Raw genomic sequence first — 22,829 nt, 5'->3', positions numbered from 1 at the left:
AAAACAGAAAAAAAGCATTATACTTGCAATCTAAAAACACACTAATAGCTGACTAAGATTATTATGTTATTAAATCTAACAGAAGAACAAATCATACAATTAGCCCCGGATGCAGCTTCCGTGAAAGCGGGAAAAGGCTTGGCGACAAAAACCAAATGGGTATTGCTGGAACACAGCGACCGTGCCATCTGGGGACACTGCCAGGGAAGTGGAAAGACTCCATACCAGACCGTAGTCGATACAAAAAATGTTGCATTCAAGTGTTCGTGCCCAAGCCGGAAGTTTCCATGTAAACACGGATTGGGACTTTTATTTTTGTATGCCGCGCAAACTGATTTATTCAAAGAAGCGGACGAACCGGACTGGGTGACCGCCTGGCTTTCCAAACGGGAAGAGAAAGCGGAAAAGAAAGAGCAGAAAGCTAAAAGCGATGCTCCCGTAGACGAAGCGGCGCAAGCCAAACGGCAAGCCATGCGCCATACCAAAGTGCTGAATGGTATAGACGAACTGGAAATCTGGATAAAGGACTTGTTGCGCAACGGGTTAATCAACACACCGGAACGGGCTTATACTCTTTTTGACGGTATTGCCCGCCGCATGGTCGATGCACAGGCTCCCGGACTTGCCAACCGGTTGAGAAGCATTCAGGAAATCAACTTCTACGATGAAACCTGGAAGTACAAACTGACCGACCAACTCGGAAAGCTTTATCTGTTGATGAAAGCTTATAAAAATCTGGAACAGCAACCGGAAGACTGGCAGAATGAAATCCGTACCCAGATAGGCTACCCGCAGGCCAAAGAAGATGTGCTGGCAGGAGAAGTCATTGAGGACCAATGGATAGTACTCCACAAAAAGAGCCAAAAGGTGAATGAGCTGAACAATGATATTTACTGGCTGCACGGCCAGCAAAGCAACCGTTTCGCCGTTTACTTCAGCTTCACGGCTCCCGGTTCATTGCCCGAATACAACCTTATGCCCGGAAGCATCTATCACGCCAAACTCTGTTTCTACAAAGGAGTAGGCAATCTGCGTGCACTGTTCAAGGAGTGCGAATTATCCGGTGAGACATACGTTCCGCATTTTTGCAGTAACCTGCAGGAAGCTGCAAGCCGATACAGGGAGACGCTGCAAGTCAATCCGTTTGCCGAAAACGTCCCTATATTGGTAGAGAACATCAGGCTGTCCGCACAAGGAAAGCAACTGTACATACAGGACGTGAACAACGAACGCATGCCTGTGCAGATGCAGGAAACAACGAAAACAGACATCCTTGCCGTCACAGGCGGAAAGCCTTTTGCCGCTTTCCTGCTGGCGGATGCCAATTGCTGGGAACTGAACACGATGTGGTATCAATCTAACTGTTATATTTGGAGAGATGAACATAACTGAGCCAATCATAAATGCAGCATTACTGGGAACTGCAACCAAAGAATTCACCCCGTCCGGCTTCCCGGAAGCACTGGAAGAGAACTTCCACCTCCTACAAGAAAAAGCCGAAGATGCGGAAGCCGCTTTCTATCAGATAGCAGCGTTAACCTTCGCCTATCAGCGTGCCGGAACAGAACCGCAGTCCGCCGAAGAAACCACTCCCATCAGTGAGGCTCCGGAAGACAGCCTGCCTTACTTCGACCGCACCGTCGGCGAAATGCTTGTCCAGATGGTGAACGAGCGCAACCGATACCTCTTATTATATGCTTATCGGAAAGCGGTGCGATGCAACAAGCTGATTCTGCCTTTCTACCTGCGCCCGTTAATCTCCCGAGCCTACGACCGCAACAATCCCGACAAGCACGAAGAGCAGTCATTGCTCTCTTTGCTGGCGGGAAAACGTGGCCGCTGGCTACTCCCGCACATGGAACTTCCCGACTGGGGAGACACCGGAAACGAGACTTGGGAAACTGCCTCGCACGAAGAACGGAAGCGAATGTTGCAACGTCTGAGAAAAGAAAACCCGGAACAGGGACTTGCCTTGTTGCAAACCGAATTGAAAAATGAGTCCGCCGCCCACCGTGACGAACTGATACAGTGCCTTCGCATCAAACTGAGCAAGAAGGATGAGCCTTTCCTGCAAGAAATTATCACCACTGACCGGAGTAGTAATGTAAAAGAAACCGCCCGCCGGCTGTTATGCAGCCTGCCCGACTCCGAACTGGTAAAGACATACTGCGGGATGCTGCGTGGGAAACTCCGTTATAAGATGCTGCTGGGTTGGTCGTATGAGAAAATCGCTTTTACTCCGGAACTAAAGAAATTAGGACTGGAAGAAGTCAGCCCCAATAAAATGGAGAAGGACGACGAATTTCTTCTGCGTCAGCTTGCGGAACGTGTACCCCTCAGTTTTTGGGCGGAATTATACGACTGTTCTCCGGAAAAGGCAGCCGCCAAACTGGCCAAAAAGCCTCCGTTCAGTCAATACTTCAACCTGCGCCGGCCGATAGTGAATTTCAATGATAACTTATGGGCTTACCAAACGCTGAAAGAAGATGCGAGTGAACATTATTTTGCTTCGTTGATAGGATTGCTGACACCGGAACAACGGGAAGAAATCGACTTCCAGACCCCAAACAAGAACCTCAGTGCCCTCGACTCCTGGTATAATGAAGACGGAAAACAGTGGGGACCAAAGTTCTCCGCACGGGTGTTGCAGCGATTGTTCCAAAGCGATTATTATTATCCTCCCAAAGAGACCGCAGAACGTCTGGCGCTCTACTTGCCCCGGGAAGTATATCCCCAACTGGAGAAATATACACTGGCAAATGAAGCGGACCACTTCGCAGCCAAATTCAGTCGGTCGATAGCTGAATACATGAGAATGAAAGAGAAAATAAATACCATGTTCAATGACAATAAATAATATAAAAACAATATGAGTACCTTACTTAGACAACATGCCGAACAGCAATTCGCAGAAGAGTTGCACGAATTGAAAAAGAATGAAACAAACTCTGTTCCCGAAAACTGGGAGATGTCTCCGCAGTCCGTAGTTACTTACCTGATGGGGGGCAAACTGAAGAACGGATTCGAGGTTTCACCTAAATATATAGGCAACCGCCGCCTGATGGAGATTGCAGTCGCTACTCTGGTAACAGACCGCGCATTGCTGCTATACGGACTTCCCGGTACGGCGAAAAGCTGGGTGAGCGAGCATATTGCCGCTGCCATTTCCGGCAACTCCACACTGATAGTGCAAGGTACTGCCGGAACTGGAGAAGAAGCCATCCGCTACGGTTGGAACTATGCCCGACTACTGGCAGAAGGACCCAGTGAAGGTGCACTGGTGCAAACCCCAATTATGAAGGCTATGCAGGAAGGTAAGATAGGACGTATCGAAGAGTTGACACGTATCGGCTCTGACGTGCAGGATACTCTGATCACGATTCTTTCGGAGAAAACACTTCCGGTTCCGGAGTTGAATAAAGAAGTACAAGCGATACGCGGTTTCAATATCATTGCAACAGCAAACAACCGCGACAAAGGAGTCAATGATCTGTCGAGCGCCTTGAAACGGCGTTTCAATACCGTTATTCTTCCTTTACCGGATACGATTGACGAAGAGATAGACATTGTACGCCGCCGCGTGGAAAGCTTTGAAAAGGTGATGCAGCTTCCGGCAGAGAAACCGGCACTTGAAGAAATCCGTCGGGTGGTTACCATCTTCCGCGAACTTCGCCAAGGGGCTAGCAATGACGGAAAGACGAAACTGAAAAGTCCAAGCGGAACGCTGAGTACGGCTGAGGCTATCTCCGTGGTGAACAATGGCCTGGCTATGGCGGGGTATTTTGGAGACGGACAGATACATGCCGAAGACCTTGTTTCGGGTATTCTGGGTGCAGTGGTGAAAGACCCCGTACAGGATAAAGTGGTATGGCAGGAGTATATGGAGACGGTTGTGAAGAACCGCGATGGATGGAAAGATATTTACCGGGCTTCAAGAGATATGATTTGATAAGAGTGTCTCAAAGGAGTATCTCAATTCCCCTCCTTCTGGGAGGAGAATGAAGTTACTCTTGTCAAATCATCTGTTAATCAAATAAAATCTTAATGAACTAAAAGACTAAGAAAATGTCCATTCATTTATTAGGAATAAGACACCACGGTCCCGGTTCGTGCCGGAATGTACTGGAATACTTGCAGGAGCTACAGCCTGACCTTATCCTTCTGGAAGGTCCGGCAGAAGCTGAGGCATTGCTTCCATGTGCATTGAGCGAGCAAATGGAACCGCCTGTTGCCCTGCTTGCCTATCAGCCCGACCAGCCGCAGAATGCCGTGTTCTATCCGTTCGCCGAGTTCTCTCCGGAGTGGCAGACGATATGCTATGCAATGCGCAATGAAGTGCCGTTGCGTTTCTTCGATCTGCCCTTGACACATTCTATGGCGCTGAATCAGAAAACCGCGGAAGAAGAAAAAGAAGAAACGCCGCAGGACGAACCGGAAGGACAAGAGACGACACAGGAAGTTATTGCTGAAACGGAAACAAGCATTCAAGAAGCGGAAATAAGTGCAAAGAAACAGGAAACTGCCTCCGAAACCGAAGAAGAAACCGGCGATATATACAGAGACCCTTTCGACTATCTGGCGGAAGCCGCCGGATATACGGATGGCGAATGTTGGTGGGAAACTACCATCGAGCACCGCAAAGACAGTGCCGACGTATTTCTGGCAGTACAAGAAGCGGTCACCGCACTACGTGAAGAACTCCCCCAACATACCTCTCCCCGCGACCTGCTCCGTGAAGCCTGGATGCGCAAAATGATACGTGCGGCACAGAAAGAGAACTTCGAGCGTATCGCCGTGGTTTGTGGTGCCTGGCATGTTCCTGCACTTGAGAATATGCCCAAAGTGAAAGAAGACAATGAACTGCTGAAAGGACTTGCCAAAGTAAAAGTGGAATGTACCTGGATACCCTGGACCTACGACCGCCTCTCCTTCCGCAGCGGGTATGGAGCGGGAATAAAGTCTCCCGGCTGGTATCATTATCTCTGGCATCATCCTGAAGATGACGGTACTCTCTGGGTCAGCCAGGCCGCCTCGCTTTTCCGCAAAAAGAATATGGATATTTCAGTAGCCCACGTCATCGAAACGGTTCGTCTGGCACAGGTGACAGCTGCTTTGCGTAACCTCCCCGCTCCTTCGCTGGCAGAGTTCAACGAAGCCATCACCACCGTCATGGGCTTTGGCGACGACATCCTTCTGCAAATCATCAAAGAGGAACTTATCATCAGCGACCGTTTGGGGCGCGTTCCGGACAATGTCCCCAAAGTTCCCCTGCTGGTAGATGTGGAAAAGACACAAAAGCGGCTGCGCGTTCCGTTTACCGCCGAAATCAAAGAACTGACGCTCGACCTTCGTAAACCGAACGATCTGGAAAGAAGTATCTTCTTCCACCGCCTGCACCTTTTAGAAATAGATTGGGCCATCCCGGGCAGCTCCGACGGTAAAGGTACGTTCAAGGAAAAATGGACGCTTTACCACAAACCGGAACAGATTATCAGCATCATCGAGAAAGCCATCTGGGGAAATACACTGGAAGAAGCCACCCAAAAGTATCTGCTCAAACAGACCGGAGAGATACGGCATATTCCGGAACTCACCCGGCTGCTTGACCGGGTAATCCCTGCCAATCTACCGGACTTAGTGGAAGCCATGACCATGCAACTCGACTGTCTTTCGGCTGCCTCTACAGATATTATCGAAATGATGGAAGCCGTTCCCGATCTGGTCAGCATTGTCCGTTATGGCAATGTGCGCAATCTGGATTTCTCCAAAGTAGGTAATATGCTTCATGCCATGATTGCCCGTATCCTTGCAGGAGGCGTGCTTGTCTGCATCAATATCGATGAAGAGGCGGCAGCGGATATTCTCAACAAACTGGTGTCTACGGACTATGCGGTATCCACCCTTAACGATCCGGAACTGAACACGATGTGGCTTGAATTTATCCGCCAGGTGCGCACTTCCGTCAATGTGCATCCGTTGTTGTCCGGCTATGCCACACGACTGCTGAACGACAAAGGGGACATCTCACCGGAGGAGGCACAGAACACCCTCAGTTACTATTCTTCCGTCGGCAACGCTCCGGCAGACATGGCATATTGGTTCGAAGGATTTCTCCGTTCTTCCGGAGCTATCCTGTTGTTGGATGACAATCTTTGGAATCTTGTAAACAACTGGGTATGCGGGCAGGATAAGGAGACTTTCATGGAACTGCTCCCCATATTGAAACGCACATTCAGCGAGTTCACCCCACCGGAACGCCGCAAACTGGGCGAAAAAGCCAAAGCAAGCAATGCAGGCGGTATACAGACGCAGACGGTCACAGTCTCCGCCCACAATGAAGCGGAAGCAGCCAAAGTAATCCCGCTGATCCGCCAATTATTAGGAATTGAAACGAAGTAAAGAGTAAACTATGGAAGAAGAATATCTGAAAAGATGGCGCCTGATATTGGGTGGAAACGAGGCCGACGGTACAGGCATCACGCTGACGCAGGAAGAGCAACGCATCGACCAGTCTCTGGAAGCCGTATACAACAGTGACCGGCGCGGCGGACTCGGCTCGTCCGCCCCGAAAGTAAGCCGTTGGCTGGGAGACATCCGCGAGTTTTTCCCGCAGACGGTGGTACAAGTTATCCAACGCGATGCCATCAAACGGCTGAACATTACCTCACTGCTGACGGAAAAAGAAATGCTGGAAACCGTAGTGCCGGATGTGCATCTGGTAGCTACACTGATGTCACTCAGCCGCGTAATTCCGGAAAAGAATAAGGAAATGGCACGGCAAGTAGTCCGCAAAGTGGTGGATGAACTGTTGCGCAAACTCTCCGCCCCTACCCAACAGGCTGTGACGGGAGCACTCAACCGTTCCGCCCGCCGGAGAAATCCGCGTTATAACGAAATAGACTGGAAAACCACCATCACCAAGAACCTGAAAAATTATCAGCCGGAATATAAGACGATTATCCCGGAAGTGCGCATCGGTTACGGCAGGAAGCGAAAAGCGATGAAAGACATCATCCTCTGCTTGGACCAGAGCGGTTCAATGGGCACATCGGTGATTTATTCCGGAATATTCGGCTCGGTGCTGGCTTCCATTCCGGCAGTAAGCACACGGATGGTAGTATTTGATACGGCGGTTGTAGACCTGACCGACGATTTACAAGACCCGGTAGATCTGCTTTTTGGCGTGCAGTTGGGTGGAGGTACGGACATCGCCCGTGCCCTGACCTATTGCCAGGGAGTGATTACCCGTCCGCAGGATACGGTACTCGTGCTGGTTACCGACTTGTATGAAGGTGGCGATGCCCGGGAAATGCGCAAGAAGTTCGTATCTTTAGTGAACAGTGGTGTGCAACTCATCGTGCTGCCTGCACTGAATGACGACGGCGCCCCCTCTTACGACAAGGACCATGCGGAGTTTCTGGCAAATATCGGTGTACCGACTTTCGCCTGTACACCCGATAAATTTCCCGACCTCATGGCGGCAGCACTTAGCAAACAAGATATAGGGATGTGGATATCGCAGAACATCAAAAGTACTTAGTTCTGTGAAAGCCTGTATTCATTAGGGGCTACTCCTACCAGTTTTCTGAACAGGTTGCTGAAATATTGCACGCTTGAAAAGCCCAATATTTCGGCAACCGAACTAACGGTATTCTCATTGGCAGACAACATTTTCTTGGCTATCTCTATCCTTTTCAACTGGAAATATTCATCCAGGTTCTTCCCCGTTTCAAACTTCAACAGGTCCATGAAATAGCGTGGCGACAAGTGAAGTAGATTTGCACAATACTTTACGGTCGGCAATATCTTGGTCTTCAACTGCCCGGAGCGGATATATTCATCCAACAGCGTATCCATTTTACACAATATTGTCTTATTCGCCTCATTCCGCGTAATGAACTGGCGTTCGTAGAAGCGGGAACAATAATCCAGCAACAATTCTATATATCTTGAGATTAACACCTTGCTATGGCAGTCTATCGCATGCTTTAGTTCCTGCTCTATATTGCAGAAACACTCCACAACTTTCGTTTTCTCACGCAACGACAGATGCAACGCTTCATTGGGACTATAAGAGAAGAACGGACAATGCCTGACGTGCTGCTCCAGAGAGGTATTACACAGAAAGTCCGGATGGAATGCCAGCAGCCAACCTTTTTGGGGAAGAACCTTCCCGGCATTCATATCGATAGATGCTCCCGGAGCCAGAAACAACATGGTGGCATTGGAATAGTCGTAGTATTTACGTCCATAGATATAGTCGCAACATTCACTTTCCAGCAATAACAGGGTGTAAAAGTCGAACTTGATGGTACGTTGCATCACGTTGGCTTTGGATAAGTCAATAGCACTCACCAGCGGATGCAGTGTCTTGTTGCCCAGGCAACAATTACACTGATGTACGGTCTCTATGTTCAATATATCCTTTTTCAAAGCTATGAATTTTGCAGTCGGTATTCGTTCGGGGTGCAGCCTACGCGCTTCTTAAACAGGCGGTTCAGGTGCTGCGGATACTGAAATCCCAGCCTGTAAGCAATCTCGCTGATGGTTTCTTCCGCTCCGAGGATGTGCTCTTTGGCCAGTTCGATGACCTTTGTCTGTATATGTTCCTGGGGTGTTTTCCCGGTTTCCTTCTTAATCATATCACCAAAGTAATTGGGAGAAAGATAAATCCTGTCTGCGAAATATTTCACTGACGGCAACCCCTCCTGCATCGGAAGACCGCTCTGGAAATATTCATCCAACAGTTGTTCGAACTTCGTCAAAGCATCTTTATTCGCATTGCTGCGGGTGATGAACTGGCGCTCATAGAAACGCATGCAATAGTTGAGCAAGAGTTCTATGTTCATTGCAATCAATGACTTGCTATGCTTGTCTATGGGATGTTCCAGTTCGATGCTGATTTTCTTCAGGCAGTCCATCACGGTTTCTTTTTCCTGATCGGACAGGTGTAAAGCCTCATGCACTGCATAAGAGAAGAAGGTATAGTTCTTTATCGTTTTCCCAAGTGCAGTCCCGTGAATCAAATCGGGATGAAAGACGAGACCGTAAACGGGCTGGCTGATTTGGTCACCAACCGTACTCACACTAATCGTCTGTCCGGGTGCAAAACAGACAATAGTACCTTCCTGATAGTCATAAGACTGACGGCCGTACTTAATATCACAAGTCTTTGCCAACTTCAGAAAAAGTGCGTAAACACCATAATGCATTTGTATTTGATTGACCGCTTTCGTCGCTTTCGTAAGGTCGACAACACTTACCAAAGGGTGCAATGTTTCAAGTCCGTACAAATGATTGTACTGGTCCACATTATCCAAATTTATAACCTTTTCCATAATCCTAAGTATTTGAACAGCAGCAAAGATATGAATTATTTTTTCAGAATAATAAGGTGTCTGTAATAAGGGTTATACTATCTGTAATTGGGGTATAACTTTCATTCATTACATACTTTTCACCACAGAGGACACAGAGTAGCACAGAGTTTTTAGACTTCTAATTCAGAGATTATAATAAACTCTGTGCTACTCTGTGTCCTCTGTGGTGAAATAATTCTTTATTATAACCTCTGTGTCCTCTGTGGTGAATACAAGAATGCGCAGAAACAGTAAAAAGGGTTATTCAATCTGTAATCCGGGTATCCTGCAATAACATGAAGACAGCTAATTTTGCAGCATTCGATAGTTCCCTATGGAGAACCATTAAAACGATTACAAAATTAAATAACTGAAAGACGTATGAATACAAGAATGAATTTTTCTTTTTACAACCCTACCCGCATCCTATTCGGCGCAGGCGAACTGAACAATCTGCACAAGCAGACAATGCCCGGCAAGAAAGCCCTACTTTTGATTTCAAATGGTAAGTCGACCAAGGTCAACGGTTCGCTCGACCGCACGATTGAACAATTGGAAAAGGCCGGCATCGAGTATGCCATCTTCGATAAGATTATGGAAAACCCGTACCGAAGCGTCGTCATGGAAGGAGCCGCTTTTGCCAAAGAAAATGCCTGCGATTTTATTCTGGCTCTCGGAGGAGGTGCCGTACTCGATGCATCAGTCGCCATAGCGGCAATGGCAACGAACCCGGGCGACTTATGGGATTATGTTTTTGGCGGCACCGGCAAAGCAATGCCACTGAAAAATCCGGGCTTGCCCATAGTTACCATTGCCACAACTTCAGGAACAGGCTCCGAAATCAACTGTTGGGGCGTTATCTCCAATCCCGACACGAATGAGAAAATCGGTTTCGGCGCACCGGAACTGACTCCCGTTCTTGCCATCGTAGACCCGGAACTGATGCGAACCGTTCCCGCCAAATACACGGCATACCAGGGATTCGATGCTTTGTTCCACAACACAGAGGTAATGATAAGCAACGGTGTAAATATTCTGAGCGAAGCAATTGCATTGTCCGCCATCGAAAATATCACGAAATACCTGCCACGTGCAGTCAGAGACGGAAATGATATGGAAGCAAGAGAACGCGTCGCTTATGGCAGCACAATGGCAGGCATCACCATGCAACTGACAAGCACCACGGCCGAACATTCCATGGAACACTCCATGAGTGCCTACCATCATAATCTTCCTCACGGCGCAGGACTGATTATGATTTCCCGTGCTTTCTATGAGTTCTTCATCGAGCGTCATGCCTGCGACGAACAGTTCATCAAAATGGCAAAAGCAATGGGCATTGAAAATGCCGACAAGCCGGAAGATTTCATCACGGCACTTGTCAAATTGCAGGAGGATTGCGGTGTGGCCGATTTGAAGATGAGCGATTACGGATTCAAGAAAGAAGAATCTATGACGCTTGCCCGAGGCGCCCGCTCCATGCAGGGAGGATTATTCCTTGCCAATCCTTGCGAAATGACGGATGAAGATTGCGCGGGAATCTTCGATAAATCCTATCGTTGATGGATGGATGGGCGAACCTTATAAGTCATGCCAATGTTTTTAATATAAATATACGCTTCAAAGTCTGACGAATATAATTAATATCAAGAAGAAAAAAAGATGAAAGTATTACTGATAAATGGAAGTCCCCGGAAAAACGGAAATACACATTTGGCTTTATCGGAGGTAGCAAAGGCGCTGAATGAAAACGGAGTAGAAACAGAAATCATTTCTATCGGAACAAAAGCCGTACAAGGTTGCATAGCCTGCAACCGCTGCACTGAATTGGGACGGTGTATCTTTAAAGACGAATTGTACAACAACATCCGCCAGAAACTGGAAGAAGGTATTGACGGACTGGTAGTAGGCTCACCGACCTATTACGCCGGTCCCAATGGTTCGCTGTGCGCCCTGTTAGACCGTCTTTTCTATTCAAGCTCGGAGTTGATGGAGTACAAACCGGCTACGGCAATAGCTGTTTGCCGGAGAGGTGGAGCCAGTGCTACTCTTGACAGATTGAATAAGTATTTCACAATAAACCATATGCCTGTTGTTTCTTCCCAATATTGGAATATTATTCATGGAATGATGCCGGGCGATGTCCTGCAAGATGCGGAAGGATTACAGACTATGCGAATGTTAGGCAGAAATATGGCCTGGTTATTGAAAAATGCGGCTGACGGGCAGAAGCACCCGGAAGCAGAACCTTTGGTACGGACAAACTTTATCCGTTAATTGAAATCATAATAGAATCATTAACATCTCACATCGGATTATTCCTTACCAACCCTTATGAAATGACGGATGAAGATTCGACACACCGTCATTTCATTTTTAGAATCCCACTACTTTTTCAGCTTCCCTTTCCAAGGTTTATAAACAGAAATCACCACGGTTGCGATTAAGAGTACAGTCTGAAGAATTCCCCAGACAATCGTTTGCGATATATTATTCCAGAACACTTCGTTATCCGAAGTATAAAGGGCAATCTCGTCGGGCGAATATACATTGCCATTCACACAAGGCCCCATCGCAAATGTTCCCGATAACACCATAAACAGGGTCAACACCCATTTCACAGTAATCCACCGATGCTTAAAGAATCCCCATTTCGTCCAAATACCGTATATCAATCCTGTAATGATGCAACCATTTGCCCCGACAATAATCAGCCAGTCGTCTATCATTTTCAGCGACAGGGAACGCATATACATTTCATGGCTTTCCGCCGGATGAATACCTGATAGGAGTAACAACATGCTGAAAGCACCACCTATCCACATAAAAGCACACAGCAGATGTATGACTTTTAATAACTTCAGATTATTACTACTTAATGTCTTCATGGCCTAATATCTACTTTATAAAACGCCGTAAAGATACAAATATAACCGACTTTCCAAAATTCACCGCCCCGATTTATCGCCATTCCCTTTTCCTATAACCTGTAATTCGGGTTATCATCCCCGTAATCTGTCTACCAAGGTTTCGCTCCCTTCTTCCGACCTTTGCAATGTAGTTATTAAAGAACAAACAGAGTTATGGAACAAATAAGTAAATTGAAACCCGGTTCGGGCGCTTTGCTCGTATTCATCCTCACCGCAGGAGTCTTCGGAATCATCAACACCGAAATGGGAGTCATCGGAATCCTCCCCCTGATAGCCGAGCATTTCCACGTAACCGTTCCCGAAGCAGGATGGACGGTCAGTATATTCGCATTGGTAGTGGCTATATCAGCGCCCATTACGCCGCTACTTTTCTCGGGCATAAACCGGAAGAAAGTCATGCTACTGGCACTGGGAGTCTTCACACTGAGCAACATCATTTCGATGCTTACCTCCAACTTTACCCTACTACTGATAGCCCGTGCCCTTCCGGCTTTCCTTCATCCTGTATATGTATCGATGGCTTTCACGGTAGCGGCCGCATCTGTCAGCAAAGAGAAAGCTCCGAAGGCCGTAGCCAAAGTCTTCATCGGAGTATCCGCCGGCATGGTATTGGGTGTACCGGTGACCAGCTACATAGCGAGTGAGGTGTCGTTTACGATGGGTATGATGTTTTTCACGGTGGTGAATGCGCTGGTATTTATGGCTACCCTCCTTTTCGTACCCTCCATGCCCGTTAAAGAAAAGCTATCTTACGGTGCGCAACTCAATGTGCTGAAAAAGAAGATTATCTGGTATTCCATTATGGCTGTCACCCTGATAAACGGTGCTTTATTCGGATTCTTCAGTTATATGTCTGATTATCTGAGAACGGTTACGGAAGTTTCTTATAGTGTCATCAGCATCTTGCTGATGATATACGGGCTTGCCAATATTACCGGAAACGTCATTGCAGGAAAACAGTTAGCCACCAACCCGATACGCAGCATGATATTCATTCCGTTCGCACTATTCACCTTTTATATATGTATATTCATTTTAGGGGAATGGCTTGCGGCCATGACTGTTATTATTCTGATTCTGGGCATTCTGGCAGGATACGGGCAGAACACCATGCAGTATATGATAACCGAAGCCGCTCCCGAAGCTCCGGATTTCGCTAACGGCTTGTTCCTATTATCTGCCAATCTGGGCACAACGGTAGGTGCGGCAGCCTGCGGAGCATTTATCACTTTCCTTGATACACGCTATTCCGTAATCGGTTCTTTGCTGTTTCTTGCGGTCAGCATAGTATTCGTTGTTCTGAGAATTCGCACGGTGCAATCTTCGAAAACGATGGGACTGAAAGTCGCAACACAATGACAGAGATGATGTAAAAAACAATGACGGAAAAGAAAATGTCTTCCGGTCGCATTGCTTTTTAAAGTAAAAGCCATACCTTTGCTTTGTTCTAAAAAAAAAGGAGGACGATTATGGAAAGTAAATTGGAAGACAGATACATACGATTTGATTGGGCCATCAAGCGCCTTTTGCGTCAAAAAGCAAACTTTGGCGTGCTTGAAGGCTTCCTGACTGTATTCCTGAAGGAAAAAGTCACTATCCTTGAGATACTCGAAAGTGAAAGTAACCAGCAGACCGCCGATGATAAATTTAATCGTGTAGATATTAAGGCACGCAACAGTAAGGATGAAATCATCATCATCGAAATACAAAACACGCGCGAACTCTATTATTTGGAACGCATCCTTTACGGAGTGGCAAAAGCCATCACCGAACACATTTCGCTGGGCGATGCCTACTATCATGTGAAGAAGATATATTCCATCAGCATCCTGTATTTCGATATCGGCATCGGAAGCGACTATCTGTATTACGGACAAAATAATTTCATCGGCGTACATACAGGAGACAAGCTGCAAATCAACGTCAAGGAAAAAAATGCCATTGTGACACGTATGCCCGCTGAAATTTTCCCGGAATATGTCCTTATCCGTGTCAATGAATTCAATCAGGTGGCCGTTACGCCTCTGGAAGAATGGATGAGCTATCTGAAAAGTGGAATAATACGACCGGACACCAAGGCTCCCGGTTTGGAAGAAGCACGTGAGAAACTGAAATATTACTCCATGACTCCACAAGAACGTCTGGCTTATGACAGGCATCTGGACTCGGTAATGATCCAGAATGATGTGATAGACTCGGCTAAATTGGAAGGAAGGTTGGAAGGAAGAGAAGAAGGAAGAGAGCAAGAGCGCCTCTCCAATGCCCGGAAGATGAAAGATAAAGGATTGGATTACGCGACGATTGCCGATATTACCGGCTTAACCACCGAAGAGATTGCCAACCTATAAAGAGAGAGGCGTCCGCCGTTGCCACCAACCGCCGGACGCCTCTCTTTTTTGATTTTATAAGGCCATCGGCCTCTATCCCAACGGATTTTCTTCAAGACCACCTTCACCACCGGAGCCACCGGAACCGGAGCCGCTTCCGCCGCCCTGCCCTTTCGCTTCTTTATAAGCGCGGGTACTGGCATAAGTGAAACCATTGTCCACCACACCTACATTCTCGAACGAGAGTCCGTCCTTGATGGCGGACATCAGTTCTTTGGAGGGGGTGAAGATTACCTTGACGTTCTTTATCATGGTGGCGGCATTAAACTGGTCCACATCCTCCACGCCCACGCTGCCGAAGCTGAGGCGCAGGGTTCCCAGCTTGCCCAGTTGCACGCTGTTGCCCAACTGCAATTGCAAGGGGATGCCATCGCACACCAGGTTGAAGCCCGATTCCAGCTCCGTGGGCGCAGTGGTGGTGTTGCGGGTCACCACGCGGCAGACGGTGCCGGTGTTCAGGCGGTTCGTTACTGTGGGCGAAGCGTACCACTTGCCCGGGTCGTCCTTCTTCTGAAGGTTCTTTTTTCTTACAAATCTAAATTTTGGCATATCGTTATAGTTTTTATTAAATGATGCGTCGGTCTGGGAAAGGGATTTTCCGGGGTGGCTCCGGAAGGCCCTGTGGCGCGGTTTTTCAGATCTGAACACGGAGCAAAAACTGCGTGCGCTTCGCGTTGAAAATGCGTGCGCTTCCATTTTCAACTGCGTGCGCACGCATTTTTTGCTCCGTGCGCACGCAGTTTCAAGGGGAAGCAACAGGAAATACCTGCACGAATAAAAGAGGTAATTATTCTTTAACACCTCCCCATGCGGAGGGGATGATAGAATAATTGTTGAGATAAAAACTGACATTGGCAAAACAATCAGTAGAACTATATCCCGCACGGCCAAAATCATAGTTCCATAAATCTGGAGCAGAGCCAGTGAAGGCCATCATATCCGGTAGAACATAAGCGCTTCCTGCACCCTTGAAGCATTCTCTGAAATCCATCTTTTTATTGGTATTGGGGAAGCGTTGTTTGTAGTCTTTGGTAGCACTGAATATTGCTTCATTCATCCCAAGATACAGACAGCCGGAAAAGCATCTCCGGAAGTTCGTTGCCCGTGTATTCTTATCGAACAGTCCAGTCGGAACGGCTCGTAGTGGAAGGCAGTCCTTGAAACAGTTTTCGAAAGACTCCACCCACTTGTTATTGTCGAACACCCCCTTCGGGATGACAGCCATAGAGCTGCCCTCGAAGCAGCCGGTGAAGTCCGTTACACTCGTGTTATTATCGAACAGTTTATTCGGAATACTATTCAGTGCAGTACAGTCGGCGAAGCATCTCCGGAAGCTCGTTATCCGTGTATTTTTGTCGAATAATCCTGCCGGAATGGAGCGCAGTGCAGTACAGCCGGAGAAGCAGCCGGAGAGATTCGTTACCGCCGGGAGCTTAGCAAGCAAATCAGCCGGAATACTACGCAGTGAGGTGCACCTATAGAAACAATTGAAGTCCGTTGCCACCGTACTGGCGAACAATCCTGACGGAAGACTTTGCAGTGCAGTGCAGCCCTCGAAGCAGCAGGTGAAATCCTTTACTTGTGGGCTATTAGCGAACAAGCCTGTCGGAACGCTTTCCAGTGAAGTGCAGTCCCTGAAACACTCCTTAAAGTTCGTTACCTGTGTGTTATTAGTGAACAAGCCTTCAGGAACGCTTTGCAGTGAAGTGCAGTCCCTGAAGCAGCACCAAAAGTTCGTTGCCTGCGGATTATGGGCGAACAAGCCTCCAGGAACGCTTTGCAGGGGAGTCTTGTTGAAGCAGCCGCTGAAGTCCGTTGCCTGCGGATTATTGGCGAACAGACCTTCAGGAACGCTTTGCAGTGAAGTGCCGGAGAAGCAGTGATAAAAGTCCGTTACCTGTGGGTTATGGGCGAACAAGCCTTCAGGAACGCTTTGCAGGGGAGTCAGGTTGAAACAGTAGCTGAAGCTCGTTGCCTGCGGATTATGGGCGAACAAACCTTCAGGAACGCTTTGCAGGAGAGTCTTATAGAAGCAGAAGCTGAAGTTCGTTGCCTGCGGATTATGGGCGAACAAGCCTTCAGGAACGCTTTGCAGGGGAGTCTGGTAGAAGCAGTAGCTGAAGTTCGTTGCCTGCGGATTATGGGCGAACAAGCCTTCAGGAACGCTTTGCAGTGAAGTGCATAAGGAGAAACAGTGGTAAAAGTCCGTTGCCTGCGGGTTATGAGCAAACAAGCCTTCAGGAACGCTTTGCAGTGAAGTCCCGGAAAAGCAGCCCCAAAAGTCCGTTGCCTGCGGATTATTGGCAAACAAGCCTTCAGGAACGCTTTGCAGTGAAGTGCCGGAGAAGCAGTCTCTAAAGTTCGTTGCCTGCGGGTTATTAGCGAACAAGCCTTCAGGAACGCTTTGCAGTGAAGTGCAGGAGGAGAAACAGTAGCTGAAGTCCGTTGCCTGCGGGTTATTGGCGAACAAGTCTTCAGGAATGCTTTGCAGGCGAGTCTCGGAGAAGCAGTAGCTGAAGTTCGTTGCCTGTGGGTTATGAGCGAACAAGCCTTCAGGAATGCTTCGCAGTGAAATGCAGGAGCAGAAACAGTAGCTGAAGTTCGTTGCCTGCGGGTTATTAGCGAACAAGTCTTCAGGAATGCTTCGCAGTGCGTAACTCCTAAAACAACTCCCGAAGTCTGTCTCCGCCGTGTTCAGCAACGGGGTGTCGATGCTGATCAGGTTCCCACGAGAACCTCTTCTATCATAGCCAAAAGGTGGTGTCTGTTGCAACGTCTTGTCCGTCTGACCGGATGTGATGATAATATTATAGTTTACGTATCTTGACGAGTAGCTATGACAAAAGGCATCTTTTGAAGAAAGAGCAGTACCCGATGCCACCGTCGTAGGAGTAGTGCCGTCTCCCCAGTCTACGGTAAGTTCAGCAGGAGTAGTGCCGCTTTCAGGAAATGGAATATTAAATTGGTGGTTGCTGTTGTCGGGGCGGACGGTGAATATCATCACCGCTTTCTCTTCCCATTTCATCGAGGTTCCGTCTACCACTGCCGTATACCTCATTCCCGCAGCATAAGTCTTTCCTCCGTCTATTGTTGTTTCTGCCAGGTAAGTCTTGTCTCCCATCAGCATCACGGTGAACTTTCCTCCTGTTTTCACCTTCATTTCTTCGGGCATAAAGGCGAGGTAAGCAGTCAGCGTGTGCTTGTCGGCATCGAAGGTCACCGCTCCCGGAGCAAAGTTCAGCATGAGGTAGTGGGTGTAACGGATGTGGGAGTCCGTCTCCGTCTCAGCCGCCCACACCAGGCGTGTGAGTTCGCCCACTTCGGCAGGCACATTGCTGAACTCGAACTTCATGATGCTGTTCTGCATCTCCAGGTCGAAACCGGCATCAAGATCCTTGATACCCGTGGACGACAGCAGCAGATAGTTCCTGAGGTGGTCGGTGTTGCCGTCCGCCGTCTGCGTCTGTCCAGTCATGGGGAGGGTGACGGTGTCGTAATAGGTGCTCACCGCTACGGTATGGGGGTAGTAAATCGTCCAGCTGTTACCGGCATCGGTAATTGCTGTTCCCGTGAAAGGACCGGAAGTGGCTCCTTCCGTACCTCCATATTCATAGTCGTCGGCATAAGCCACGTAGTCGCTGCCGTTCATCCGCACCACGGTCAGGCGGTCGCCCTTCTGCCAGGTTAGTTTGCCGTTCATGCCCGCCGCACCGTCTTCATACGCTACGCGGGTGCCGGACTGTTGTCCGGTGGTGGCGTGTATAGTCATCTTTTCGGCTGGTTTGTCGGGGAGAGTGCGGACTGTGTCCGACAAGTCGTCGGTGCTGCAGCCTGAGGCGACAACAGCCAGTGCAAGCGTCAGGGCTACATAAATCTGTTTCATCGTTTTCATTATTGTTCTATGGTAAGGATGTCGTTTATCATGTCTTCAAGATCGCTAACGGCGACGCCGTTATAGCCGCGAGTAGAACCGCTACGGTAAGTTCCTGCAGTGCGGTAGCCACCGCCTCCATCGCCCACACCGGGCAAATCGCCGCTGCCGGCTATCACACCTTCTGTCTCCATAGGTATCACTTCAATCTGCGGTGATACGTAGTTTTCCTTGTGTTTCATAATTCTGTAAATTTATATGTTTATAATTGGGGATGCATGCCGCATGATGGGAAGTTACTTACCAATAATCATAAAGACATATATAAAATGAAAACAAGTTCCAAATAAATATAGATAAATCATCTATATATCAATAATTTATATACGAGTTTTTATTTTCAGTTGTTTTCTACGTTTTCTGTTGCTTTGCTTTTTTTAGGTGCATTTTTGTTTCTTGTTTGTTTCTTGATTTCGTTTTTTATTTGTACCTTTGTGATAGGAAATAACGAATAAAAGGACACAAATATGCCAAGGACCAGAAAGCCAATAAAAGTAAAGGAGCCGATTCGTCTTCGGACGAAGGAGTTGGCCAATGGCAGCAAGAGTTTGTATCTGGATATATACCGAAATGGTAAGCGGACATACGAGTATCTGAAAATGTATCTTATTCCGGAAACGGATCGTAATGCCCGCCAACAGAACGAAACGACAATGGCTGCCGCAAATGCAATCAAATCGAAGCGTATCATAGAGTTGACAAGTGGTGAAGCCGGTATCATGAATCACAAGGATAAGGTTTATCTGCTGGACTGGATGCAACTCTATAAAGAGGAACAGAAGAAACGTGGTAAGAAAAACATAGGCCAGATAAAATCTGTTACCGATATCTTGAAAGAGTATGCAGGAGAAAGATTCACATTAAATCAGATTGACCTCACTTTTTGCCACGGCTATATCGACTATATGCTGACAAACTACCGTCCCAAAGGAAAACCCATCTCGGCTTCTACGCGTAATACCTATTACCAGATTTTCAACGGTGCGTTAAATGCCGCTGTCCGTGCGAAACGGATCTTAAAGAATCCATTCAACGAAATGGAAAAATCGGAGAAGCCCAAGATGCCGGAAAGTGTGCGTTCGTATATGACTATTGAAGAAGTGAGATCATTAATCGCTACACCAATGCAGAACGAAGGGGTAAAAAGTGCCTACCTGTTCTCCTGCTTCTGTGGACTACGTATCAGTGACATTATCGGATTGCAATGGAAAGATGTGTTTATTGACAACGGCCAATACCGCTTGGCAGTAGCCATGCAGAAGACGAAAGAACCGATTTACCTTCCGCTCTCCAATGAAGCGTTGAAGTGGATGCCGGAACGTGGGGACAAGACAGCAGACGACCATGTGTTCGATTTGCCTTCTGGTATCAACCAGCTTATCAAACCATGGGCCAAAGCCGCCGGAATTTCCAAGCGATTCACCTTTCATACCGCCCGCCACACGTTCGCCACAATGATGCTGACATTGGGGGCCGATTTGTACACTGTATCTAAATTACTCGGTCATACATCTGTAAAGATGACCCAAGTGTATGCCAAAATCGTCAATAAGAAAAAAGACGATGCAGTAAATCTGACCAACGGTTTATTCGATTGACAATGCAATGAACATCAGATATGTAATCACTTATAAGGGTGTTGTTCCGACAGGATTCTCTTTCGGGAGCAACACTCTTATAATATATCATATAAATCCAATTTAAAATATTTCATCATGAAAAGACCTAACAATGGCTCTCTCTCTTTTTGGAGGGAAAAAACATCTGCACCATTTTGTTGCAGAACAGGATGTAGCGAAAGAATTATTCGCATTGCTCGTTGAAGCAAAAACAATGTATCTCCGTGATGTCGTGACGGGCAATAAGCAGTACTACCGTTACGTGGAGGATTTCGTAAACAGCCACCGGTATATCGACTGTGACCATGCGGTCTGCCGGAACTGCCATGAAATGAACATTCATATCGTCAAGGGGCTATTAAACGATTGCTCCCATCTTATCCGAGCATTTTTTACCGAAGCAGACTTCTCGTTCGAGAAGTGTATGGAACTGAAACGAACGTATGATACGTTTGTGCCACCATCACAGTCCGTCACGTGCTGCAAAGATGGACCGACAAGAATTTATCCTCTTTCTTTTGGATGCAATCTCACTCGTAAACAGATGATAGGTATTACAGCTTGTGCCAATGCTTATCATCTGTTTTGCGTTTCTACCCTACACGTTGAAGATATGGAAGCCCTGCTTTCCTGTAAAGAAGGATTCTGTATTCGTGTAAACAATATCCGCCATGTGGCCATCCTGTTTGATACACTCCTTGAGCACTCGTTTATCCAAGCCAAATGGCAGTCCGTTCTCAGTAGTGGGCGGTTCTTGCAAACCAAGGATGGAAAAGGATTCGTTTCAGCTTCAAGCCTTTCATCCGCTCTGTCTGCCTTGCGTAACAACATGACATCAACAGGTTACGGTATCAGACGAGCCATTGATGAACTGAGAGAGTGGTAAGAAGTGCCAATAAGCGAAGTATGTGAAAGGTAAAAGCGTGACAGTTGCCGTGATACGTGGTTACTATCACGGTACAAACTCACGCTGACCTTTTGGGTTGCCCTATCTTTGACCTCCGTTAGCGCGCTACATAACGGAGGATATACTTCATTGTCTAAATTTATAATAACTCATTTATGCAAAATAATAGATTGACATTCATGGAACGGCTGAGTGAACGGCTTACAAGCGTCGAAGCCATCCTAAAGAAATTAGATCCGATAGAAAGTCTGTTGGAACGCATCGCATTGCTGGAAAAAAATATATATACCACCAAACAGGTGTTTACCTTCCAAGAGGCTTGTATGTATATCGGAATATCCGAGAGTATGCTGTACAAGCTAACATCAGGCAAGGAGATTCCGCACTACAAGCCACGTGGCAAAATGATATATTTCGCCAAAGAAGATCTGGACGAATGGCTTTTGCAGAATTATGAACCAACCGTAGATGAAGCAGCACGTATGGCAAACGAGGCCGCTGCCACACAACCTTTCTTTAATCAAAGACGCCATGGAAAACGAAAGAAGAACTGAATATAATGTGGATATGAGGCCGGAGGAGGATTTCTTATCGGATATCCTCTCCGCCTCGCAGATTCGGGCGACGGATACCTATGAAACGCCGCCACAGATTATCTGGATAGACAACTCGACCATTGCTACGCTCGGCAACTTCAGCGCATCAACCGGCAAGGCGAAATCAAAAAAAACATTTAACGTTTCGGCCATTGTCGCTGCATCGCTGGCAGGGAAACAAGTGCTGAACTACCGGGCGCACCTCCCGGAAGGTAAACGCAAGATTCTGTACGTGGACACGGAGCAGAGCCGCTTCCATTGTCACAATGTACTGGAACGCATCTTGCGGCTTGCCGGACTGCCCACTACAACCGACAGTGAAAACCTCGACTTTATTTGCTTGCGCGAATACTCTCCGGCAATACGCATTGGGGTCATCGACTACGCCTTACGTCAAAGAAAAGGATACGGACTTGTTATCATCGACGGTATCCGTGACCTGATGCTTGACATAAACAGTACCGGTGAGTCCGTGGAAGTCATTAACAAGATGATGGAATGGTCATCAAAGTATGACCTGCATATCCACTGTGTGCTACATTTGAATAAAGGAGATAACAATGTGCGCGGGCATATCGGTACGGAAATGAGCAACAAGGCGGAGACTGTACTGGTCATCAGCAAAAACAACGATTGTCCCAACGTCAGCGAAGTTCATGCGTTACACATCCGTGAGAAAGAGTTTAAACCTTTTGCTTTCACTGTCAATGAGGGCGGGCTCCCGGTTCTCGCAGAAGGGCATTTGTTTGAGAATGCCCCACATCAGAAACCGAAACAGCGGACGGGTTTTATGGAACTAAGCATCGAACAGCACCGTGAAGCCCTTTCCGCTGCATTTGGAGACAAACCCATCCGTGGGTTTGAAAATATGCTGCAAGCCATGATGACTGCTTACGAGGCAATCGGGTTTAAGCGTGGGAGAAACGTAATGGTCAAACTGCTGCAATATCTGACTGACACCTTAAAACTGGTTATCAAACGAGATAAACTTTTTTATTATGACATGACACAGGCAGAAACCATGCTTTTCGATGAAGAATGAGAGCGGGCGCGGGCCTATATAATTCAGTTTAATTTAGTATTTATATATATAGGGGCGC

General features: G+C 47.4%; 19 protein-coding genes. 13 read left to right on the top strand and 6 right to left on the bottom strand.

From position 1 onward, the window contains the following. Positions 1–63: 63 nt before the first annotated feature. From K6V21_RS17180 to K6V21_RS17160, 5 genes are all read left to right on the top strand, one after another. A complete protein-coding gene (locus K6V21_RS17180; RefSeq protein WP_224319339.1) occupies positions 64–1,392 on the top strand; it encodes an SWIM zinc finger domain-containing protein in 1,329 nt (442 codons plus the stop codon). After that, a complete protein-coding gene (locus K6V21_RS17175) occupies positions 1,379–2,857 on the top strand; it encodes a DUF5691 domain-containing protein (RefSeq protein ID WP_224319338.1) in 1,479 nt (492 codons plus the stop codon). Before K6V21_RS17180 ends, K6V21_RS17175 begins: the two co-directional genes overlap by 14 nt. Before the next feature lie 12 nt (positions 2,858–2,869). Beyond that, a complete protein-coding gene (locus tag K6V21_RS17170) occupies positions 2,870–3,949 on the top strand; it encodes an ATP-binding protein (RefSeq protein WP_217715567.1) in 1,080 nt (359 codons plus the stop codon). Positions 3,950–4,065: 116 nt separating this feature from the next. Further along, positions 4,066–6,399: a DUF5682 family protein gene (locus K6V21_RS17165; RefSeq protein WP_224319337.1), complete on the top strand. Its 2,334-nt coding sequence runs from the start codon at positions 4,066–4,068 to the stop codon at positions 6,397–6,399. A 10-nt stretch (positions 6,400–6,409) separates the two neighbouring features. Next, positions 6,410–7,540, top strand: a complete 1,131-nt coding sequence (locus K6V21_RS17160) for a vWA domain-containing protein (RefSeq protein ID WP_224319336.1) — start codon at positions 6,410–6,412, stop codon at positions 7,538–7,540. On the opposite strand, the gene K6V21_RS17155 is transcribed toward K6V21_RS17160, so the two are convergent. Both K6V21_RS17155 and K6V21_RS17150 read right to left on the bottom strand, forming a co-directional pair. Further along, positions 7,537–8,433 carry a helix-turn-helix domain-containing protein gene (locus tag K6V21_RS17155; protein WP_224319335.1) on the bottom strand — a complete coding sequence of 299 codons (897 nt, stop codon included), beginning with the start codon at positions 8,431–8,433 and terminating at the stop codon, positions 7,537–7,539. The genes K6V21_RS17160 and K6V21_RS17155 overlap by 4 nt on opposite strands. A gap of 2 nt (positions 8,434–8,435) precedes the next feature. Next, on the bottom strand, positions 8,436–9,338 hold the full coding sequence (locus K6V21_RS17150) for a helix-turn-helix domain-containing protein (RefSeq protein ID WP_217715571.1): 903 nt from the start codon (positions 9,336–9,338) through the stop codon (positions 8,436–8,438). A gap of 402 nt (positions 9,339–9,740) precedes the next feature. Between K6V21_RS17150 and K6V21_RS17145 the strand changes: the two genes are divergently transcribed. Both K6V21_RS17145 and K6V21_RS17140 read left to right on the top strand, forming a co-directional pair. Next, positions 9,741–10,922 (top strand): iron-containing alcohol dehydrogenase, encoded by a 1,182-nt coding sequence (locus K6V21_RS17145; RefSeq protein WP_224319334.1) that lies wholly within the window; start codon positions 9,741–9,743, stop codon positions 10,920–10,922. 99 nt (positions 10,923–11,021) lie between these two features. Then, a complete protein-coding gene (locus K6V21_RS17140) occupies positions 11,022–11,636 on the top strand; it encodes a flavodoxin family protein (RefSeq protein WP_217715573.1) in 615 nt (204 codons plus the stop codon). 110 nt (positions 11,637–11,746) lie between these two features. On the opposite strand, the gene K6V21_RS17135 is transcribed toward K6V21_RS17140, so the two are convergent. Beyond that, a complete protein-coding gene (locus tag K6V21_RS17135) occupies positions 11,747–12,247 on the bottom strand; it encodes a hypothetical protein (protein ID WP_224319333.1) in 501 nt (166 codons plus the stop codon). A 195-nt stretch (positions 12,248–12,442) separates the two neighbouring features. Here K6V21_RS17135 and K6V21_RS17130 point away from each other — a divergent pair, with 195 nt between their 5' ends. Then, positions 12,443–13,648 (top strand): MFS transporter, encoded by a 1,206-nt coding sequence (locus K6V21_RS17130; RefSeq protein WP_224319332.1) that lies wholly within the window; start codon positions 12,443–12,445, stop codon positions 13,646–13,648. A gap of 110 nt (positions 13,649–13,758) precedes the next feature. Further along, positions 13,759–14,637, top strand: coding sequence for an Rpn family recombination-promoting nuclease/putative transposase (locus K6V21_RS17125; RefSeq protein WP_224319331.1), 879 nt, complete (start codon positions 13,759–13,761; stop codon positions 14,635–14,637). 72 nt (positions 14,638–14,709) lie between these two features. Here K6V21_RS17125 and K6V21_RS17120 read toward each other — a convergent pair whose 3' ends face one another. The 3 genes from K6V21_RS17120 to K6V21_RS17110 form a co-directional block, all read right to left on the bottom strand. Beyond that, entirely contained in the window at positions 14,710–15,225 is a 516-nt protein-coding gene (locus tag K6V21_RS17120; RefSeq protein ID WP_224319330.1) for a DNA-binding protein, read from the bottom strand. Between the two features lie 238 nt (positions 15,226–15,463). Then, a complete protein-coding gene (locus tag K6V21_RS17115) occupies positions 15,464–18,559 on the bottom strand; it encodes a leucine-rich repeat protein (RefSeq protein ID WP_224319329.1) in 3,096 nt (1,031 codons plus the stop codon). Between the two features lie 8 nt (positions 18,560–18,567). Then, complete coding sequence (locus tag K6V21_RS17110; RefSeq protein WP_224319328.1) at positions 18,568–18,789, bottom strand: hypothetical protein; 222 nt, start codon at positions 18,787–18,789, stop codon at positions 18,568–18,570. A gap of 285 nt (positions 18,790–19,074) precedes the next feature. Between K6V21_RS17110 and K6V21_RS17105 the strand changes: the two genes are divergently transcribed. The 4 genes from K6V21_RS17105 (at position 19,075) to K6V21_RS17090 (ending at position 22,771) form a co-directional block, all read left to right on the top strand. After that, positions 19,075–20,205: a site-specific integrase gene (locus tag K6V21_RS17105; protein WP_004310193.1), complete on the top strand. Its 1,131-nt coding sequence runs from the start codon at positions 19,075–19,077 to the stop codon at positions 20,203–20,205. A gap of 133 nt (positions 20,206–20,338) precedes the next feature. Further along, positions 20,339–21,112 (top strand): hypothetical protein, encoded by a 774-nt coding sequence (locus K6V21_RS17100; protein WP_004310192.1) that lies wholly within the window; start codon positions 20,339–20,341, stop codon positions 21,110–21,112. A gap of 176 nt (positions 21,113–21,288) precedes the next feature. After that, a complete protein-coding gene (locus K6V21_RS17095) occupies positions 21,289–21,687 on the top strand; it encodes a helix-turn-helix domain-containing protein (RefSeq protein ID WP_004322056.1) in 399 nt (132 codons plus the stop codon). Continuing rightward, a complete protein-coding gene (locus K6V21_RS17090) occupies positions 21,665–22,771 on the top strand; it encodes an AAA family ATPase (RefSeq protein WP_004310190.1) in 1,107 nt (368 codons plus the stop codon). The genes K6V21_RS17095 and K6V21_RS17090 overlap by 23 nt, the downstream gene beginning before the upstream one ends. The last annotated feature ends 58 nt before the right edge of the window (positions 22,772–22,829 follow it).

Origin of the sequence: Bacteroides cellulosilyticus, from assembly GCF_020091405.1 — a bacterium.
Classification (GTDB): Bacteria; Bacteroidota; Bacteroidia; order Bacteroidales; family Bacteroidaceae; genus Bacteroides.
This window is presented reverse-complemented; position numbering and strand designations above follow the sequence as displayed.

Bases quoted from the DNA above. Each gene is read 5' to 3' on its own strand.
- K6V21_RS17140 (WP_217715573.1), top strand. From the start codon at position 11,022: ATGAAAGTATTACTGATAAATGGAAGTCCCCGGAAAAACGGAAATACA.
- K6V21_RS17150 (WP_217715571.1), bottom strand. From the start codon at position 9,338: ATGGAAAAGGTTATAAATTTGGATAATGTGGACCAGTACAATCATTTG.
- K6V21_RS17125 (WP_224319331.1), top strand. From the start codon at position 13,759: ATGGAAAGTAAATTGGAAGACAGATACATACGATTTGATTGGGCCATC.
- K6V21_RS17115 (WP_224319329.1), bottom strand. From the start codon at position 18,559: ATGAAACAGATTTATGTAGCCCTGACGCTTGCACTGGCTGTTGTCGCC.
- K6V21_RS17160 (WP_224319336.1), top strand. From the start codon at position 6,410: ATGGAAGAAGAATATCTGAAAAGATGGCGCCTGATATTGGGTGGAAAC.
- K6V21_RS17105 (WP_004310193.1), top strand. From the start codon at position 19,075: ATGCCAAGGACCAGAAAGCCAATAAAAGTAAAGGAGCCGATTCGTCTT.
- K6V21_RS17170 (WP_217715567.1), top strand. From the start codon at position 2,870: ATGAGTACCTTACTTAGACAACATGCCGAACAGCAATTCGCAGAAGAG.
- K6V21_RS17100 (WP_004310192.1), top strand. From the start codon at position 20,339: ATGGCTCTCTCTCTTTTTGGAGGGAAAAAACATCTGCACCATTTTGTT.
- K6V21_RS17120 (WP_224319330.1), bottom strand. From the start codon at position 15,225: ATGCCAAAATTTAGATTTGTAAGAAAAAAGAACCTTCAGAAGAAGGAC.
- K6V21_RS17145 (WP_224319334.1), top strand. From the start codon at position 9,741: ATGAATACAAGAATGAATTTTTCTTTTTACAACCCTACCCGCATCCTA.
- K6V21_RS17165 (WP_224319337.1), top strand. From the start codon at position 4,066: ATGTCCATTCATTTATTAGGAATAAGACACCACGGTCCCGGTTCGTGC.
- K6V21_RS17135 (WP_224319333.1), bottom strand. From the start codon at position 12,247: ATGAAGACATTAAGTAGTAATAATCTGAAGTTATTAAAAGTCATACAT.
- K6V21_RS17175 (WP_224319338.1), top strand. From the start codon at position 1,379: ATGAACATAACTGAGCCAATCATAAATGCAGCATTACTGGGAACTGCA.
- K6V21_RS17095 (WP_004322056.1), top strand. From the start codon at position 21,289: ATGCAAAATAATAGATTGACATTCATGGAACGGCTGAGTGAACGGCTT.
- K6V21_RS17180 (WP_224319339.1), top strand. From the start codon at position 64: ATGTTATTAAATCTAACAGAAGAACAAATCATACAATTAGCCCCGGAT.
- K6V21_RS17090 (WP_004310190.1), top strand. From the start codon at position 21,665: ATGGAAAACGAAAGAAGAACTGAATATAATGTGGATATGAGGCCGGAG.
- K6V21_RS17130 (WP_224319332.1), top strand. From the start codon at position 12,443: ATGGAACAAATAAGTAAATTGAAACCCGGTTCGGGCGCTTTGCTCGTA.
- K6V21_RS17110 (WP_224319328.1), bottom strand. From the start codon at position 18,789: ATGAAACACAAGGAAAACTACGTATCACCGCAGATTGAAGTGATACCT.